Origin of the sequence: Corynebacterium sp. c25Ua_89, assembly GCF_047459735.1 — a bacterium.
Lineage (GTDB): Bacteria > Actinomycetota > Actinomycetes > Mycobacteriales > Mycobacteriaceae > Corynebacterium > Corynebacterium simulans.
On sequence record NZ_JASBOD010000005.1, the window covers coordinates 102,257 to 118,321 of the forward strand.

Below are 16,065 nucleotides of genomic sequence, written 5' to 3' on the forward strand. Positions count from 1 at the left end.
ATCTCCCCAACACCCCAACACAGGAAAGAACATGACTGAAACACAAGAAACCAGGGAAACCTTGCTCCCGGCCTACTTCGGTGAATTCGGCGGGCAATTCGTGCCAGAATCCCTCATCCCAGCTCTCGATCAGCTTGAGCAAGCCTTCGTAGATGCCCAGAACGATCCCTCCTTCCGTGAGGAGCTCGCCGGCTACCTGAAGGATTACCTCGGCCGCCCGACTCCGCTGACCGAGGCAACCAAGCTCGGCGGCAAGGCCCGCATCTTCCTCAAGCGCGAGGACTTGGTGCACGGCGGCGCACACAAGACGAACCAGGTAATCGGCCAAGCCCTGCTGGCCAAGCGCATGGGCAAGACCCGCATCATAGCGGAGACCGGCGCCGGCCAGCATGGCACCGCCACCGCACTTGCGTGCGCGCTGCTCGACCTTGAGTGCGTGGTCTACATGGGAGCCAAGGATGTCGAGCGCCAGCAGCCCAACGTCTACCGCATGGAACTCATGGGCGCGAAGGTCGTTGCCGTCGACACCGGCTCCGGCACCCTCAAGGACGCCGTTAACGAAGCACTGCGCGATTGGACCGCAACCTTCCACGAGTCCCATTACCTCCTCGGTACTGCCGCCGGCCCACACCCGTTCCCAACCATCGTGCGCGAGTTCCACAAGGTCATCTCTGAAGAGGCCAAGGCGCAGATGATTGAGCAGACTGGCACGCTGCCAGACCTCGTCGTCGCCTGTGTCGGCGGCGGCTCCAACGCCATCGGCATGTTCGCCGATTTCATTGAGGACGAGGGAGTCGAGCTAGTTGGCGCTGAGCCAGGAGGCGAGGGCCTCGCCTCCGGTAAGCACGGCGCAACCATCAACAACGGAACGGTGGGCATCCTCCACGGTGCGCGCTCTTATCTGATGCGCAATGCTGACGGCCAAGTAGAGGAGTCTTACTCCATCTCTGCCGGCCTAGATTACCCGGGTGTCGGCCCACAACACGCACACCTGTCTAAGACCGGCCGCGCTAAGTACGTCGGCATCACCGATGCCGAGGCACTCAACGCCTTCCAGCTACTGAGCAAGAAGGAGGGCATCATCCCGGCCCTCGAATCTTCCCACGCCCTGGCCTATGCGTTGAAGCGTAAAGAAGAAGACATCACCATCCTTGTATCCCTTTCTGGCCGCGGCGATAAAGACATCGACCACGTCCGCCACACCCTCGAGCAGAACCCACAGCTGCGCCTCAAGGAGGAAAACTAATGAGCCGCTATGACCCCCTGTTTGCCGCCCTCAAGGACGAGGGAGCATTCGTTCCTTTCATCATGCTGAGCGATCCCTCTCCGGAAGTAGCTCTGGAGATCGTCCGCGCGGCCGTCGCCGGCGGTGCCGACGCCCTCGAGTTGGGCGTTCCTTTCTCCGACCCAGTCGCCGATGGCCCGACGATTCAGGCCTCGCACATCCGCGCGCTAGCCAACGGCGCGACCGTCGATGCCGCAATTGAGCAGATCAAGCAGATTCGCTCCGAGTTTCCGAAGCTTCCCATCGGCATGCTGATCTACGGCAACGTCCCATTCACCCGTGGCATCGAGAACTTCTATCAGGAGTTCCGCGATGCGGGTGCAGATAGCATCCTGCTTCCCGATGTCCCGGTGCGCGAAGGCGCCTCATTCGTCGCGGCCGCGGAAAGGGCTGGCGTCGACCCAATCTTCATCGCCCCGGCACAGGCGAGCGAGAAGACCTTGGCAGGCGTGGCTAAATACTCCAAGGGTTACATTTATGCCATCTCCCGCGACGGCGTGACTGGTACGGAGAAAGTCTCGGAGACCCGCGGCCTCGACGAGGTGGTTGCCAACGTCAAGCGCTTCGAAGGCGCTCCAGTTCTCCTCGGCTTCGGCATCTCCACCCCAGAACATGTTGCCGATGCCATCGCTGCCGGCGCAGCGGGCGCTATAACCGGCTCCGCAATCACCAAGATCATTGAGAAGCACGTTTCACGTGAAACCGACATTGATGTCGATGCCCTTAAGCAAGACATCACCGACTTCGTCGCATCCATGAAGGCGGCGACCAAGAAGTAGCGGCAGTTTAAAAAACTGAGCGCATCAAAACGCATATAAAAAGACCCGAGGAAGTTCTCGCATGAACTTTCCTCGGGTCCTAGTTTTGGATTAAGTGCCTATAAGAACAGCTCTTACTGTTGTTCGGCTGGGGAAGCAGATTGCTCGTCAAGGCCCTCAATTTTGCCGCGCGCGAAGCGATCCACAATCATCGCGATTGCACCATCGCCCGTGACATTCGCTGCGGTACCGACCGAGTCGATGGCAATGTATGCCGCAATCATGAGCGCCACGAGGGAATCATCGAAGCCCATGTTTGCCTGCAGAAGACCCACCGCAACCATCACCGCACCGCCTGGGACGCCAGGCGCAGCAACCATCATGATGGCCAGAAGGAAGATGAACCCTGCCGCCTCGCCGAAGGAAACATCCATGCCCGTCATCGTGACGATGGCGAAAGCGTACAGGGTCAGCTTGATCATCGAGCCCGAGATGTGGATGGTTGCGCCGAGCGGAATGACGAAACCAGCCACCGGCCGGGAGATGCCATTCTTAAGCGCGGACTCTAGGGAGACCGGAATCGTGGCAGCTGAGGATGAGGTACCCAGCGCGGTGAAATAGGCCGGCGCCATATTCTTTAGCGCGACGAAGGGATTCTTGCGCGCGATTGCGCCAGCGACCAGGTACTGGAAGAGAAGGTACACGATGGTCATGACGACGGCGAGGATAAGCACCTTAGAGAAGGCAACGAGGACGTCGCCAAGATTGCCATTCATTCCCAGCGACAAGAACATGCCGAAGATGTAGACCGGCAGAAGCGGAACGACGAATCCCCAGATGATCTTGACTACAACGGCTTCCAGCTCTTTAGTCACCGCGTAGAGAGTGTCGGATTTTACCGCAGTCATCGCAACGCCGATACAGAAGGACAAAAGCAACGCCGACATTACTTCGAATGGTGGCGGCATATCCACGGTGAAGTAGGGCTGCAGCGCGCCTTCCTCAATATCGGAAACGTTGGTATCGATGGTCTGGCCCGCAAGCATCGTTGGATAAAGCGCGACTGACAATCCATAGGCAATGAAGCCCGCGAGAATCGTGGAGCCATACGCGAGTGCGACCGTCATTCCGAGCCACTTGCCAGCGCCGCGACCAAGCCCCGCAATCGCAGGCGCCACGAGAGCGAAAATCAGAACTGGGATGAAAAAGCCCAGAAAGTTTCCGAAGAGCCCATTGAAGGTGGCGAAGATGCGCGCGGCCCATTCCGGAAGAATGAAGCTAGCAGCAATGCCCAATATGATCGCGGCGACGATCTTAAAGAGCAAAGAGCTAGTAAAACTCTTGAGGTTCATTTAGCTATCTTTTCATTGTTATGTGGTGCGTGTGAGCACTGTTTTCTTTGGCACAACACGAGCAGAATGTTACCAAACGAGCAGCTATTCACACTCATCGTAAAATCGCCGCGAACCCAGGAAGAGCTGGATTTTCTTCTGGCAAATTCAGGGATAAACTAGGGGACATGCTCGCGATAGCCATCATCTTCTTTACCCTCGCCGCCATCTTCCTCATCGTGGGCGGCCTCGCCACCGCGCGTAAGCTCCCCGGTAACAGTGTCGTGGGCCTCCGCCTGGTAGAAATCCGCAAGACTAAGGAAGCGTGGGACAATGCTCATGCAATCGCCGGCCCATTCTGGATGCTGTCTGGTGTCTCTTTGCTCTTCGGCGGAGTCGTGGCGATCTCCGCACACGGCTGGATGTGGACCATCCCGGCCCTGACTTTTGTGATTTCCATCCTGGCGCTGTCCATCGGATCTAACATGGGTTCTCGCGCAGCCTTCCTGTGGGATGAAGCCCACAAGGCAGAAGAGGGCTGCGGTGACAGCTGCAACTGTGGCGACGATGGATGCGGCTCCACCGAACCCGAGGTAGATCTCGGGGCGCTCCGCAAGGCAGCCGAGCAAGCAGATCACGCCTAGCAAGCCTTCAGCCCTCGCGCCGCGGGGGCTATTTTCATACCATTCACTAAAGACACAGTGACGTTAAATGGCAACCCAGAGGGTCTAAAGTCTTATCGTCATAAGTGACTTTAAGATCGGCAACTAATGCCGGCCGGAAATGGGGAATACAAAGATTTTGTTTACTCCAAGACTTGGGTTCACCATTGAAAGGAAACTTGGCCGAATTTCCGAAAGGATGCGATAGGGTAGACACATGACTCAGTGTTCACGTCGCATCTTCCTTCTCGGCTCCGCAACCACCTTCGCGGGCGCCTACCTTGCCGCATGCGGTAAGGAACCAAGCGCAGAAATCGCAGCCACCGAGGTTCCGGTCGGCTCGGCCGTCATTGTAGACAAGGTCATCTTCGCGCAACCCAAGAAGGGTGAGTTTAAAGCATACTCGCAGACTTGCCCACACCAGGGCAGCCTAATCACCCAGATCGAGGAGATGACGGCAACCTGCACCACGCATTTTACTTCCTACAACCTGGAAGACGGCTCCGTCATCGACGGCCCTGGAACCAAACCGCTAACCGAATATGACGTCGAGACCGAGGGCGACAAGGTTAAAAACGTCTCGGCTTAAGACCAAAAAGAGGGAGTGTTTCACGTGAAACGCTCCCTCTTTTGATTAATAACGCCGAAACATTAAGCCCCAATCACCGGGCGCGGCTATAGGAGGGGAGCGCCTCCAACGGTGAACCGAGTTCTTCAGCAGCGCGTCGCGGCCAATAGGGATCCTTCAGAGCGGCACGGCCAACCTCAATGACATCGGCTCGATCGGCAGCAAGAATTTCTTCGGCGTGCTGCGGCTCAGTAATGAGGCCAACCGCCGAAACCGGCAGGCCCGCTTCACGGACCTTAGTGGCACAGTCCACCTGATATTCAGGTCCAACCGGAATGTCGGCATGCACGTTGCCGCCGGTAGATACGTCAATCAAGTCGACCCCACGTTCACGCAGCTGCACGGCAAGGGTGACGGTGTCCTCGACATCCCAAGCTGGACGATCAAAGATCCAATCGGTGGCAGAGACACGCGCGATAAGCGGCATCTCCTCGGGGATGACGGCACGCACTGCGTCGACAACCTCAAGGGGAAGGCGCAAACGGTTTTCCAGGCTGCCGCCATACTCATCGTTGCGCTGGTTGCTCAGCGGGCTCAAGAAGTTGTGCAGCAAGTAGCCATGCGCCATATGGAGCTCGATTGCGTCAAAGCCGGCCCCAACACTGCGCTTTGCTGCGGAGGCAAAGTCTTCCACCACGCGTGCGATGTCGGCAGGAGCCATCTCCCGTGGAACCGCATAGTTGGGATAAGCGATGGGCGAGGGACCTAGAGTTTCCCAGCCACCTTCGGAGACGGGGACGGAGCCGCGCGCGTAGCTGGGCAGCATCGGATAGGTAGAAGCCTTGCGCCCGGCATGGCCCAGCTGAATGCCGATGCGAGCATTAACGCTATGCGCGAAGTCGACGATTTCCTTCCACTTATCGCGCTGCTCGTCGGTCCAGATACCGGCGCACTGCGGGGAGATGCGGCCTTCTGGGGAGACGGCGGTGGCCTCTACGATGCTGAGGCCAAAGCCGCCAACAGCATGTGAGCCATAGTGAACCATATGCCAGGGCTGAGGTACGCCTTGTACTGCCTGATACTGGCACATCGGCGGCATCCACACGCGGTTGGGAAACTCGACGCCGCGCAAGGTTAGCGGAGTAAATAGCTTAGTCATGATCACATGCTACCGATAGGATTTGTTCATGACTTCGCGCCTCAAGAAGATAGATCCGCTCATCTTGCTCATCGTCTCCGCGGTAATAGTCGCTATTATTTTCCCAGCCAGGGGAGGATTTGCCGCAGTCTTCGACTCGTTAACGAACATCGTTATTGCGCTGCTATTCTTCCTCTATGGTGCTCGTCTTTCTACTGCGGAGGCACTGGCAGGCCTGAAGAATTGGCGCTTACATTTAACGATCTTGGCTTTTACTTTCGTGGCCTATCCGTTGCTGGGATTAGCACTTCGCCCACTTACGGCATTCATTTCACAGGACATGTATCTGGGAATCCTGTTCCTGACGCTGGTGCCATCAACAGTGCAATCCTCGGTGGCCTTTACCTCGGTGGCGAAAGGAAATGTCGCGGGAGCCATCGTGTCTGCCTCGGCCTCAAACCTAGTCGGAGTCGTCCTAACTCCTTTGTTAGTCATGGCGCTGATGGGCGCGGGAGATGGCATATCGGTAGACGGGGGAGTCTTCCTGCAGATCAGTCTGCTTCTTCTCGCGCCGTTCGTCCTAGGTCAGCTCACGCGCCGCTGGGTAAAGGACTTTGCCGCTAACAAAGGTACAAAGATCGTCGACCGTGGTTCGATCGCGATGGTGGTTTATGGCGCCTTCTCCAAGGGAGTAGTGGACGGCATCTGGGGCTCAATCAAGATCTGGGAGTTGTTATTCCTCGTGGCGCTTTCTATCGCTATGGTGGCCTTCATGCTGTGGCTAACGCGCATCATTAGCTCCCACATCGGGTTCGGGCGCGAGGACGTCATCGCCATCGGATTCTGTGGTTCGAAGAAATCTCTTGCCACCGGGCTGCCCATGGCGTCAGTTATCTTCGCGGCAGGTGGGACCTCACTGGGGCTTTTGATCCTGCCGCTGATGATCTACCACCAGGTTCAGCTGATGATCTGCTCCTGGCTGGCCGCCCGGTATGCTGGGCAGTCATGAGCACCCTGATGTACATCCGCACCACCATGGAGGTCCCGGGCGTCGGTTCCGCCATTCACGTAGCGGAAATGGAAGAAGTAGACGCCGAGACCTGCACCATGCTGCGCATGATTGCGCTCGCGCCAAACGACGCCGTGGCAGGCGCCGCCACCCCAAATAAATCGGTGGGAAACGCCGACATCCCGCAATCCACGGTGCCGCACCCAAACACCTACGACAATTACCCGAATATCAGCGCGGAGCATGTCTCCGAAGAGGATTTCACGGCACTGTGGACCGAGGCCTTGGCGCTCTACGGAGACCTATAAGACGCTTCGGCGTGGAAGCGTTAGAAGACGAAGTTAACTAAAAGCACGTAAGCGGCAGTTCCGCCGAAGATCGAGAAAGCGGAGCTCTTTCGCCACCAGTGCAGCCCGGCAGTAATCGCCACACCAATCAAGGCGGCGAGGATTCCGCCGGGCGCTTCTTTTTGTCCGTAGACGGTATAAACCACCAGCACGGTCATAACGCCCACCGGCATGGTCATACCGAGTAGGCCGATGAACTGGCTGCCTTTCAGCGCCTTGATGAAGGAAAAGGGCAGCTCACGCAACAGCAGAGTAACGACGCAGATTGGCAACAACACCGCCGCTACCATGGACAGACTTACGCCTGCTGGCATTAACGCTCACCCCTTCGCAGAATCATTGCGGTATCCAGACGCGGAGAGAAGTGACGCATCAACAGCAGCAAGAAATAGGCTGCCAGTGCGACCATGAGAACCTGCCCAGGAAACAGCACCGCGGAAAGAATGCCACACACTGCTGCGGAAAGCGGCAGAGAGTAATCCTTGTTGTTTTGGAAGGCATCCATGGTCAGGACGACGAAGAGCGCCACGAGGGCGAATTCGAGGCCCTTGATATCCGCGGGGATAACCTGGCCGGCAAGAGCGCCAACGATTCCGCTGCACACCCAGGAGGACTGAATCAGGCCCTGAATAGTAAGGATGTGTGGGCCGCTAACTTCCTCATCCTTGGGCTTGGAGGAAACGATGGCATAGGCTTCGTCGGTTAGCGCATAAGTAGCATAGGCGCGGCCCAGACGACTGTGGATGTTATCTCGTGGGAATGTAAGCCCGTAGAAAATATGGCGGAAGTTAACCATGAAACCAGTGACCAACGAGGCAATTGCACTAGTGCCTGCCGTAACCATATTGATGGCGAGGAACTCCATCGAACCCGCATAAATAACGGTGGAAAAGATGGGAGCCCACCACCAGTCGTAGCCGGTTTGCACAATCAGGATTCCGAACGCGAGTCCAAGCGGTACGAGTCCTAAGGCTACCGGCGCAGTATCTTTCAGACCTTTAAGAATCTCCTCACGCATGCGCAAATACTAGATCATTAGTTGTCATTAATATTCGCCGGGTATGTGGAATACAAAGGCAGCGGCATAGGCTGACGCTTCATAACATCGCCCCACAGGTCAGCGGCACCGGGAGTGAGCACGTCTTGCGCAAGCGCCGGAGCAACATACCAGTCGCCGCGATCAATTTCTTCCGATAATTGGCCAGGGCCCCACTCCGCGTAGCCGGCGAAGAAACGCGCGCCGTCGACAAGCTCAGCGATCTCCTCGGGCTCGGCACGCAGATCCACGTGCACCAGGCGCGGGGCAAGCTTATTGAGCTGTGGCTCCTGCTCGATGCGCACGCCCTGCCTAGTCATGCCAAGCGCTATGACGGATTGCTGATTCATCGGGCCACCGATGTAGAGCGCCTGCGGCTTAGCCACGAGGGGCAGCCACTCAGGAAGCACGTTGAACACGGCCACTTCGGAGCGCTTGGTCAGATCGACGCCGAAGGTCATCACGTCGTTGTGCTCGATCACCAAGATCACCGAGCGAGCGAATTCAGGAGAAAGCATGCCCGGTGCAGCGATCAAAAGCTGGCCGGGGGCGGGCTCGTTGCGCTCTAGGGCGTTGAAAAGTCTATCGGCATACATTACTTACCTAGACTCCCACCACTGACGCAGCTTCGCAATAGCAACCTCGCGCCCCAGCGGGCCTTCCTCCAAGCGCAATTCCTTAAGATAAGACCAAGCTTGGCCAACCTCCGGCCCGGGCTGCAGGCCGAGGATCTCCATGATCTCGTTGCCGTCGAGATCCGGACGCACCTTGGCCAGATCTTCCTTCTTAGCGATCTCCGCGATGCGTTCTTCCAAGTGATCGTAAGTGCGCTGCAGACGGCGAGCCTTCTTTTCGTTGCGGGTAGTGCAATCGGCGCGCACGATCTTGTGCAGGCGAGGAAGGAGATCGCCCGCGTCGGTGACGTAGCGGCGCACGGCGGAGTCGGTCCATTGGCCTTCACCAAAGCCATGGAAGCGCATGTGCAGGTAGACCAGCTGGCCGATGGCCTCGGTGGTGGCCTTGGGGTACTTCAACTTGCGCAGGCGCTTGCGCACCAGCTTCGCGCCTACGACCTCGTGGTGATGGAAGGTCACCTTGCCGTTGGTGGTATCGCGGGTATCGGGCTTGCCGACGTCGTGAAGCAAGGCTGCCCAGCGCAGGATAAGGTCCGGCTCTTCCTCCTGATCGATGGCCTGCCGCAGCACGGTCAGCGAGTGGACATAGACGTCCTTGTGCTGTGCATGCTCATCGGGCGCCATACGCAACGCTGGGATCTCGGGGAAAACATGATCTAGGATTCCGGTATCAACGAGCAGGTCAATGCCCGTTTCCGGGCGCTTGCCCAGGATCAGCTTATCCAGCTCGACCTGCACGCGCTCGACGGTGATACGGCGGATCTCGCCAGCCATTTCTTCCATCGCGGCCTTGACGCGATCTGCCACCTCGAATTCCAGCTGCGCGGCAAAGCGCGCAGCGCGCAGCATCCGCAGCGGGTCATCGTGGAAAGAGATCTCCGGCTTATCAGGAGTATCGAGGATCTTGTTTTGCAGATCGCTTAGGCCACCCATCGGGTCGTGGAACTCAAACCCATCTTCCTTGAGCTCGATGGCCATGGCGTTGACCTTGAAGTCGCGGCGGACCAGATCGCCTTCGAGGGTGTCGCCGAAGACTACCTCGGGGTTACGGGAATCCCCATCATAGGAATCGGAGCGGAAAGTGGTGATCTCGATCTGCTGGCCTTTATAGACGGCCGATACAGTGCCGAAATCGATGCCGGTATCCCAGACCTTTTCGGCCCAGCCTTCCAAGATCTCCTGGACCACCTCGGGACGCGCATCCGTGGTGAAGTCAAGATCGTGGCCGAGGCGCGACAACAACGCGTCACGCACAGAGCCGCCGACTAGATAGAGCCGGTTTCCGCGAGCACGAAATTGCTCTGCGAGGCCACTGAGCGAGGCTAGAGTCTTTTCAACGCCGTTTAGCTGAGTGTCCTGAAAATTCACGGGTGTGAGTCTACTACGATTAACTAGGATGACTAAGCACGAACAAGGTTCCGGCAGACGGCGTCGCCGCCGCCGTCCGGAAAGACGCCCCCAGCGCAGCTCCGCCACGCACATGACCACGCGTGACGAGACTTCCGCAGGTGGACTTGTCGTGTCCGGACTCGCCGAAGCCGTCGATGGGGACCAGGTAGATCTGTCCCGTATTTATGTAGCGCTCATCGGGCGCCTCGACCGCCGCGGCCGCCTGCTGTGGTCCATGCCGAAAGGGCACGTGGAAAACGGTGAGGACAAAAACGTCACCGCTGAGCGTGAGGTTTGGGAAGAAACGGGTATTCACGGCAAGGTCTTCGCGGATCTTGGAATGATTGATTACTGGTTCGTCTCTGAGGGCGTGCGCATCCACAAGACGGTGCATCACCACCTGTTGCGCTTTGTCGACGGCGTCTTGAACGACGAGGACCCAGAAGTCACCGAGGTCTCCTGGATCCCGGTCTCGGAGCTCATCGAGCACCTGGCTTATGCCGATGAACGCAAGCTGGCGCGCATCGCGCACGATCTACTGCCAGATCTGGCTCGAAAGGAAGCCGCCGCAGGAAAGGCGACCCCACGGTGAAGCGGCTGGCAGCACTGATCCTCGCGGGAGCATTGGCTGCCCCGATTCCTGCGCAGGCGCAGGCCCAGGAAGAGCTGGCGGCGGGCACGCTCGACTTCGACATGCTCACCGAGTCAACCGAAGACGGCGTCATGTCCGCGACCTTCCGGATCCATAATCCGACGGAAGAAGAGATCGAGGATCTGCAGATTACGAGTCGGCGCAGCGATGCCATTTCGACCACTGCGCAGGCCCAGGAAGAGCTGGCGGCGGGCACCTACCCGTACTACGGGGCGTCGACAAGCGCAGGCAGCATTGGCCCAGGGGATACCAAGGAAGTGACGATCAAAGCGCCGCTTTCTTTGGGGCAGGAGCCCACGCTCGCAATGACGGAGCCGGGCAATTACCCGCTGCTTTTCACGCTGACGGGTACCCAGGATGGGCAAGCCAATAGCTTTGCCGAGGAGCGCATGATCTTTGATTTCAATGCGCCGGTGGAAAATCATCACGCCCTGACGCTGATCTACCCGATCACCGCGGACATAAACATCGTGCCTGGTGAGACCGGGGGAGAGTCCCTCATCTTGAGCGATGATCATCTGGCCGAAGAGCTGCGTGAGGGCGGCCGGCTGGATAAGTTGCTGGACTCCTACCTGGATCATGATTTAAAGGGTGCGGGCTGCGTGGCATTGGATCCTGCGCTGGTGGATACGGTGGACCGCATGGCCGATGGTTATACGGTCAATTCCACGCGTCCTTCTATTGCGGAGCGCCCGAAGCGCCTGCGCGACTCTTGGTTCAGGGATGAATCCGAAGAACGCGGCGAGAAGGGCAGCGGTTCCGCGGATGCGAAGGCGTGGATTGAGCGCCTCAAGCAGATCGATTGCACGATGGCGCTGCCGTGGGGCAACACCGATATCAATGCGGTAGCCCACATTAATAATCAGTTCTTGACTAATGAGGCGATCGACCGCCACTTCGATGATCTGCTGGGCAAGCCGACGTCGACGCTGCTGCTTCCCGACGCCGGGTATGTCACCCAGGAGTTTTCACGCCCGGCTCTGGTGGCCGATAACACCGGCTGGTCTGGTAAAGCTGCAACTTTCAACGCCTCGCTGGGAGCGCTTCTGGATCCGAAGGCGGGCTACGGCAACCCGTATCTGCGCCACGATGAGGCAGAGAACTCTGCGCTGGCTGAGGCGCTGAGCAGCGCGGCATCGCTAAGCATTGCGGCAAGTGAAGAAGATGTGGTGGCCAAGCTGCCCAATAACCTGAGCCCGGAAAAAGGCCAGAAGGTGCTCGAGACCGCGGCGCGGCTCATCGAGCATGACAAGGTGCAGCCGCGCCCAGTGACGCAGCTGCCGTTGGAGGAGACTGAACGCCCGTCGGGCTCGCCTTATGAGGATGAAAATGCCTACAGCGACACGGATATCGTGCGCGTGGAGCAGCAGGCGCGTTATACGGATGAGCTGACCAACATCATGGTCAACGACCCGGCGATTGCGATGACGCGCTATGAGTTTACGCTGCCGCTGCGCCGCGACCTGCTGTTGGCGCTGTCCCGGGACTTTGATTACCGCCTGTCCAAGCAATCTGAGATGCTGCGCACTCTGCGTTCTTCGGTGTCGCTGATCCCACCGGGCAACGTCTATACCCGCGTCTCGGATTCATCGCCGCTGCTCATCGTGGCGGAAAATGGACTGCCGCTGCCTGTCGACGCCTCGCTTATCTATGAGTCCGACGACGCCTCGCTCAACACTCCGTCGCGCGTGCGCATCCCAGCAAAGGGTTCCATTACGGTAACCATGACCGCAGATATGCCGGACGTCGACCGAACAGACATCAGCTTGTGGTTGGCCACGCCTAACCAGCAGACCATCTCCGAGCCGATAAATATCGCTGTTCAGACTCGTGCCGGTATCGTAAGCGTGTACGGAGTCGGCGCCATTGCCGCTCTTGCTCTCATTTTGACCCTGCTCTTTCGGCTGGGCCGTAGAAAAAGAAAAGTTCGAAAAAGAGATAGTTAGTTCCTTTTATGACTAATGAATATGGCTCCCGCCGTCGCATCGTGACGCCGACGCCACCGGCACCTGTGCCGGAGAAACGGATCGAACCCGTCCAGGTCGTTCCGGAAGAAGACAAGTCGACGCTGCGTGGCTCTCACCACGAGCAGGAGGCAGACTCCAATAGCTCGATTGTCCGCGCGACAGGCACCATGGCGATTGCCACGCTATTTTCGCGCATCACTGGCTTCCTGCGTCAGATGCTCATTGGCGCAACCCTCGGCGAAGTAGTCGGAACTGCCTTCGGTACGGCAAACCAGATCCCTAACCTCATTACTGAGATTGTCCTGGGCGCCGTGCTGACTTCTTTGGTGGTTCCAGTTTTGGTTCGAGCCGAAAAGGAAGATTCGGATAACGGCAGAACCTTCGTGAGAAGGCTGTTTACCCTGGCGATGTCGCTACTTGCGGTGGTGACGATTTTGTCGATCGTTTTCGCGCCACTGATTACCAGATTGATGGTCCCGGAAGACAGTAAAGTTAATGCCTTCCAGGCCACGTCGATGGCGTATCTGTTGCTTCCACAGATCCTCTTCTATGGTCTATTCGCGCTCTTCCAGGCGATCCTGAATACGAAGAATGTATTCGGGCCGGGCGCTTGGGCGCCGGTTATCAACAACGTCATTTCCATTACGGTGCTGTTGATGTACCGCTTGCTGCCGGGCGAGCTGGATCCGACGGCAGCTTCCCCCGTGACAGATAAGCACGTCATCTTGCTTGGCTTGGGCACCACGTTGGGCGTGGTAGTCCAGTGCCTCATCTTGGTTCCCTATCTGGTTAAGGCCAAGATCGATCTGCGCCCGAAGTGGGGAATCGATCATCGCATCAAGCAGTTCGGCGGAATGGCGTTGGCGATTATTGTCTACGTTGCCATTTCCCAGGCCGGCTACATTGTCACTTCCCAGGTGGCTTCCTACGCCGACCACGGCGCGATGTTGGTCTATCAGAACGCATGGCTAATGCTGCAGGTGCCTTATGGCGTCATCGGCGTCACGCTGCTGACCGCCATCATGCCGCGGCTTTCGCGCAACGCAGCGAACGGCGATGTCGAAGCCGTGGTGCGCGATCTCACGCTGGGTTCGAAGCTGACGCTTATCGCTCTTATTCCGATCGTCATCTTCATGACCGGCTTCGGTATTCCAATCGCCCGCGCGCTGTTCCAATACGGCGCTTATGGCGCATCGAGCGCAGAGCAGCTCGGCCTGACTATTAGCTTCTCCGCGTTCACGCTCATTCCTTATGCGCTCGTGCTGTTGCACCTGCGCGTCTTCTACGCCCGTGAGGAAACCTGGACGCCGACCTTCATCATCGCCGGCATTACGGCCACCAAGATTGCGCTGACCCTGCTTGCTCCGATGGTCGCTGACTCCACCGACCGCGTGGTCATCCTGCTGGGTACCGCGAACGGCTTCGGCTTCCTCTCCGGTGCGGTTATCGGCGGCTTCCTGCTTAAGCGCAAGCTGGGCAGCCTGGGCGGCCGCGAACTGCGCACCACCGTCATCTGGTCCACCCTGGCCGGTGGCATTGGCCTGCTCGCAGCAACCGCCCTCCACTGGTGCTTCAACCTCGTCTTGCCGGACAGCATTCCTTCCATCGTCTACTTGCTCGAAGTAGCGTTCCTGGGCGTTGTATTCGTGGTCGTGGCCGGCATCGTGCTTTCGCGCTCCGGACTGCCAGAAGTCATCAACTTGGGCCGCCAGCTGCAGCGCATTCCGGGCATGTCGAAGATCATCAAGATCGAGCACGCCGAAGCCATCGAAATCGAGGAACCGGAGGTGCGAGAGATTCAGCCGGTCTACACGGCAGACGCATTCAACTCCTCGCCGGTTCCGCCACCGATGTCTGCTGGCATTGTCCGCGGCCCGAGCCTGGTGCCGGGCGCTCCGGTCTCTGATGGCCGCTTCCGCTTGCTGAAAGACTACGGCTCCGTCCCCGGTGCCCGCTTCTGGAAGGCCCGCGAACAGTCCTCTGGCAGGCTCGTCTCCCTGACTTTCGTGGACACCACTGGTGAGGCTCCGCTGGCACCGGCCACCCCGGCGGTAGCTGCCCGCCGCTCGGCTGAGATCTCCCGCAATACCCGCAAGCTCAGCGAGCTTCATCTTTCGGCGATTGCATCAAACATCAAGATCCTGTCCTATCGTCAGGGCTGCCTCGTAGTGGCTGACTGGATTGAGGGCACGCCGTTGAAGACGGTTGCAGAAGACCACAACCTGGATCCAAAGGCCGTCGCACGTGCTCTGGCTCCGCTGGTTGCGGATATCGCTACGGCCCACGAAAACGGCTTGGTGTTGGGTCTGGATAACCGCAGCCGCGTGCAGATCGGTACCGACGGCGTCGCAAAGCTGGCTTTCCCCGCTGTGCTGGAGCGCAACACGGAAGAAACCGACCTCGATGGAATCAACTCCACGATCACGTTGTTGACCGAGGCCGCAGGTTCCAGTGAGCTGCAAGAAATTGCCGATTCCGAAGACGGACTGGCCGAGCGTGCGCAGAAGCTTGAGGAGTTCGCCAAGGAGGACGCGGAGCTCGAAGGCGAGGGCGAAGCACCTGAGGTCCACAAGCTCGACGTTCCGGAAGAAAAGGTTGAACAACCAGAGGCCATCCCGGGCTTTGGCGGCCGCGGCTACTCGGGATCGGGCGCGATTGTGCTGGGCGTCTTTGCCACGGTCTTCGTGGTGTTGATGGCGGCGCTGACGGCGTGGATCATGTCCCTAGTGGGCGATGACTCGCCAGTGTCGAAGCCTTCGACTTCGGTAACGAGCTTCCCGAATACGCCGCCCGTGTTGCTGAAGGAAAAGGAAGCCTTCACGGTTCCGGATAATAAGCCGCAGAAGGCGCTCGTTGATGGCAAGACCGCTGACCGCGTCAACGTGGAAGAAGGCGCGCTGGTCACCCTTGAGAAGAAAACGCAGTTGCACGTGCTGCAACTGAGCCAGTACGGCGCCACGGGAAACAAGTTCACGGTTTATGGCGTCGACATGGCCGACTTCGATCCGCAGGACCCAGAGGGCACCGAGCTGGCCGAAGGTAAACTGAGCTCTTCCAAGCAGGACATCGAATTAGAGAAGGTCCAGGAGGGCTTCGACGGCGTGCTCATCATGTTTGACGGCAAGACAGCCGTCTCAGAGATGCAAGTCGTTGGATTGTCATAATTTTATTCACGATTGAATAGCGCCATCATGCCTGCTTAGGCATGGTGGCGTTTGTCTTTGGAAATAGTAGTTTTACTTAAAGCGTTGACTATTCCAAAGCGGCAACTAGAATCAATGTTGTCAC

15 protein-coding genes are annotated in these 16,065 nt (G+C 58.3%); 9 read left to right on the forward strand and 6 right to left on the reverse strand.

Going from position 1 to position 16,065, the window contains the following annotated elements; translation table 11 throughout:
• The first annotated feature begins 31 nt into the window (after positions 1–31).
• Both trpB and trpA read left to right on the forward strand, forming a co-directional pair.
• On the forward strand, positions 32–1,246 hold the full coding sequence (gene trpB / locus QKB66_RS08820; protein WP_311518156.1) for a tryptophan synthase subunit beta: 1,215 nt from the start codon (positions 32–34) through the stop codon (positions 1,244–1,246).
• Complete coding sequence (trpA, locus tag QKB66_RS08825; protein WP_414253138.1) at positions 1,246–2,064, forward strand: tryptophan synthase subunit alpha; 819 nt, start codon at positions 1,246–1,248, stop codon at positions 2,062–2,064. Before trpB ends, trpA begins: the two co-directional genes overlap by 1 nt.
• A gap of 113 nt (positions 2,065–2,177) precedes the next feature.
• Here the strand turns inward: trpA and QKB66_RS08830 are convergent, their stop codons facing one another.
• Positions 2,178–3,395, reverse strand: a complete 1,218-nt coding sequence (locus QKB66_RS08830; RefSeq protein WP_414253139.1) for a dicarboxylate/amino acid:cation symporter — start codon at positions 3,393–3,395, stop codon at positions 2,178–2,180.
• A gap of 167 nt (positions 3,396–3,562) precedes the next feature.
• On the opposite strand from QKB66_RS08830, the gene QKB66_RS08835 reads away from it, so the two are divergent.
• The gene (locus QKB66_RS08835; protein WP_414253140.1) at positions 3,563–4,018 is read left to right on the forward strand and encodes an SdpI family protein; all 456 of its coding nucleotides are present in this window, start codon (positions 3,563–3,565) and stop codon (positions 4,016–4,018) included.
• Positions 4,019–4,253: 235 nt separating this feature from the next.
• Positions 4,254–4,625 (forward strand): Rieske (2Fe-2S) protein, encoded by a 372-nt coding sequence (locus tag QKB66_RS08840; protein WP_061925459.1) that lies wholly within the window; start codon positions 4,254–4,256, stop codon positions 4,623–4,625.
• A 73-nt stretch (positions 4,626–4,698) separates the two neighbouring features.
• On the opposite strand, the gene QKB66_RS08845 is transcribed toward QKB66_RS08840, so the two are convergent.
• Positions 4,699–5,763 carry an NADH:flavin oxidoreductase/NADH oxidase gene (locus tag QKB66_RS08845; RefSeq protein WP_414253141.1) on the reverse strand — a complete coding sequence of 355 codons (1,065 nt, stop codon included), beginning with the start codon at positions 5,761–5,763 and terminating at the stop codon, positions 4,699–4,701.
• A 28-nt stretch (positions 5,764–5,791) separates the two neighbouring features.
• Here QKB66_RS08845 and QKB66_RS08850 point away from each other — a divergent pair, with 28 nt between their 5' ends.
• A complete protein-coding gene (locus QKB66_RS08850) occupies positions 5,792–6,751 on the forward strand; it encodes a bile acid:sodium symporter family protein (RefSeq protein WP_414253142.1) in 960 nt (319 codons plus the stop codon).
• Positions 6,748–7,059 (forward strand): hypothetical protein, encoded by a 312-nt coding sequence (locus tag QKB66_RS08855; protein ID WP_061925465.1) that lies wholly within the window; start codon positions 6,748–6,750, stop codon positions 7,057–7,059. The genes QKB66_RS08850 and QKB66_RS08855 overlap by 4 nt, the downstream gene beginning before the upstream one ends.
• Positions 7,060–7,079: 20 nt before the next feature.
• On the opposite strand, the gene QKB66_RS08860 is transcribed toward QKB66_RS08855, so the two are convergent.
• From QKB66_RS08860 to QKB66_RS08875, 4 genes are read right to left on the reverse strand one after another with little or no spacing between them, the layout of a single operon-like run.
• The gene (locus QKB66_RS08860; RefSeq protein ID WP_061925468.1) at positions 7,080–7,412 is read right to left on the reverse strand and encodes a branched-chain amino acid transporter permease; all 333 of its coding nucleotides are present in this window, start codon (positions 7,410–7,412) and stop codon (positions 7,080–7,082) included.
• Positions 7,412–8,116, reverse strand: a complete 705-nt coding sequence (locus QKB66_RS08865) for an AzlC family ABC transporter permease (protein ID WP_061925471.1) — start codon at positions 8,114–8,116, stop codon at positions 7,412–7,414. The genes QKB66_RS08860 and QKB66_RS08865 overlap by 1 nt, the downstream gene beginning before the upstream one ends.
• A 17-nt stretch (positions 8,117–8,133) precedes the next feature.
• The gene (locus QKB66_RS08870) at positions 8,134–8,730 is read right to left on the reverse strand and encodes a YqgE/AlgH family protein (RefSeq protein WP_414253143.1); all 597 of its coding nucleotides are present in this window, start codon (positions 8,728–8,730) and stop codon (positions 8,134–8,136) included.
• A gap of 3 nt (positions 8,731–8,733) precedes the next feature.
• A complete protein-coding gene (locus QKB66_RS08875; RefSeq protein ID WP_248092837.1) occupies positions 8,734–10,137 on the reverse strand; it encodes a CCA tRNA nucleotidyltransferase in 1,404 nt (467 codons plus the stop codon).
• Between the two features lie 28 nt (positions 10,138–10,165).
• Between QKB66_RS08875 and QKB66_RS08880 the strand changes: the two genes are divergently transcribed.
• Genes QKB66_RS08880 through murJ form a run of 3 tightly spaced genes read left to right on the forward strand, consistent with a single transcriptional unit; the run spans position 10,166 to position 15,941 of the window.
• On the forward strand, positions 10,166–10,750 hold the full coding sequence (locus tag QKB66_RS08880) for an NUDIX hydrolase (protein ID WP_061925480.1): 585 nt from the start codon (positions 10,166–10,168) through the stop codon (positions 10,748–10,750).
• Positions 10,747–12,756, forward strand: a complete 2,010-nt coding sequence (locus QKB66_RS08885) for a DUF6049 family protein (protein WP_414253144.1) — start codon at positions 10,747–10,749, stop codon at positions 12,754–12,756. The genes QKB66_RS08880 and QKB66_RS08885 overlap by 4 nt, the downstream gene beginning before the upstream one ends.
• A gap of 8 nt (positions 12,757–12,764) precedes the next feature.
• Entirely contained in the window at positions 12,765–15,941 is a 3,177-nt protein-coding gene (murJ, locus tag QKB66_RS08890; protein WP_414253145.1) for a murein biosynthesis integral membrane protein MurJ, read from the forward strand.
• Positions 15,942–16,065: the final 124 nt, after the last annotated feature.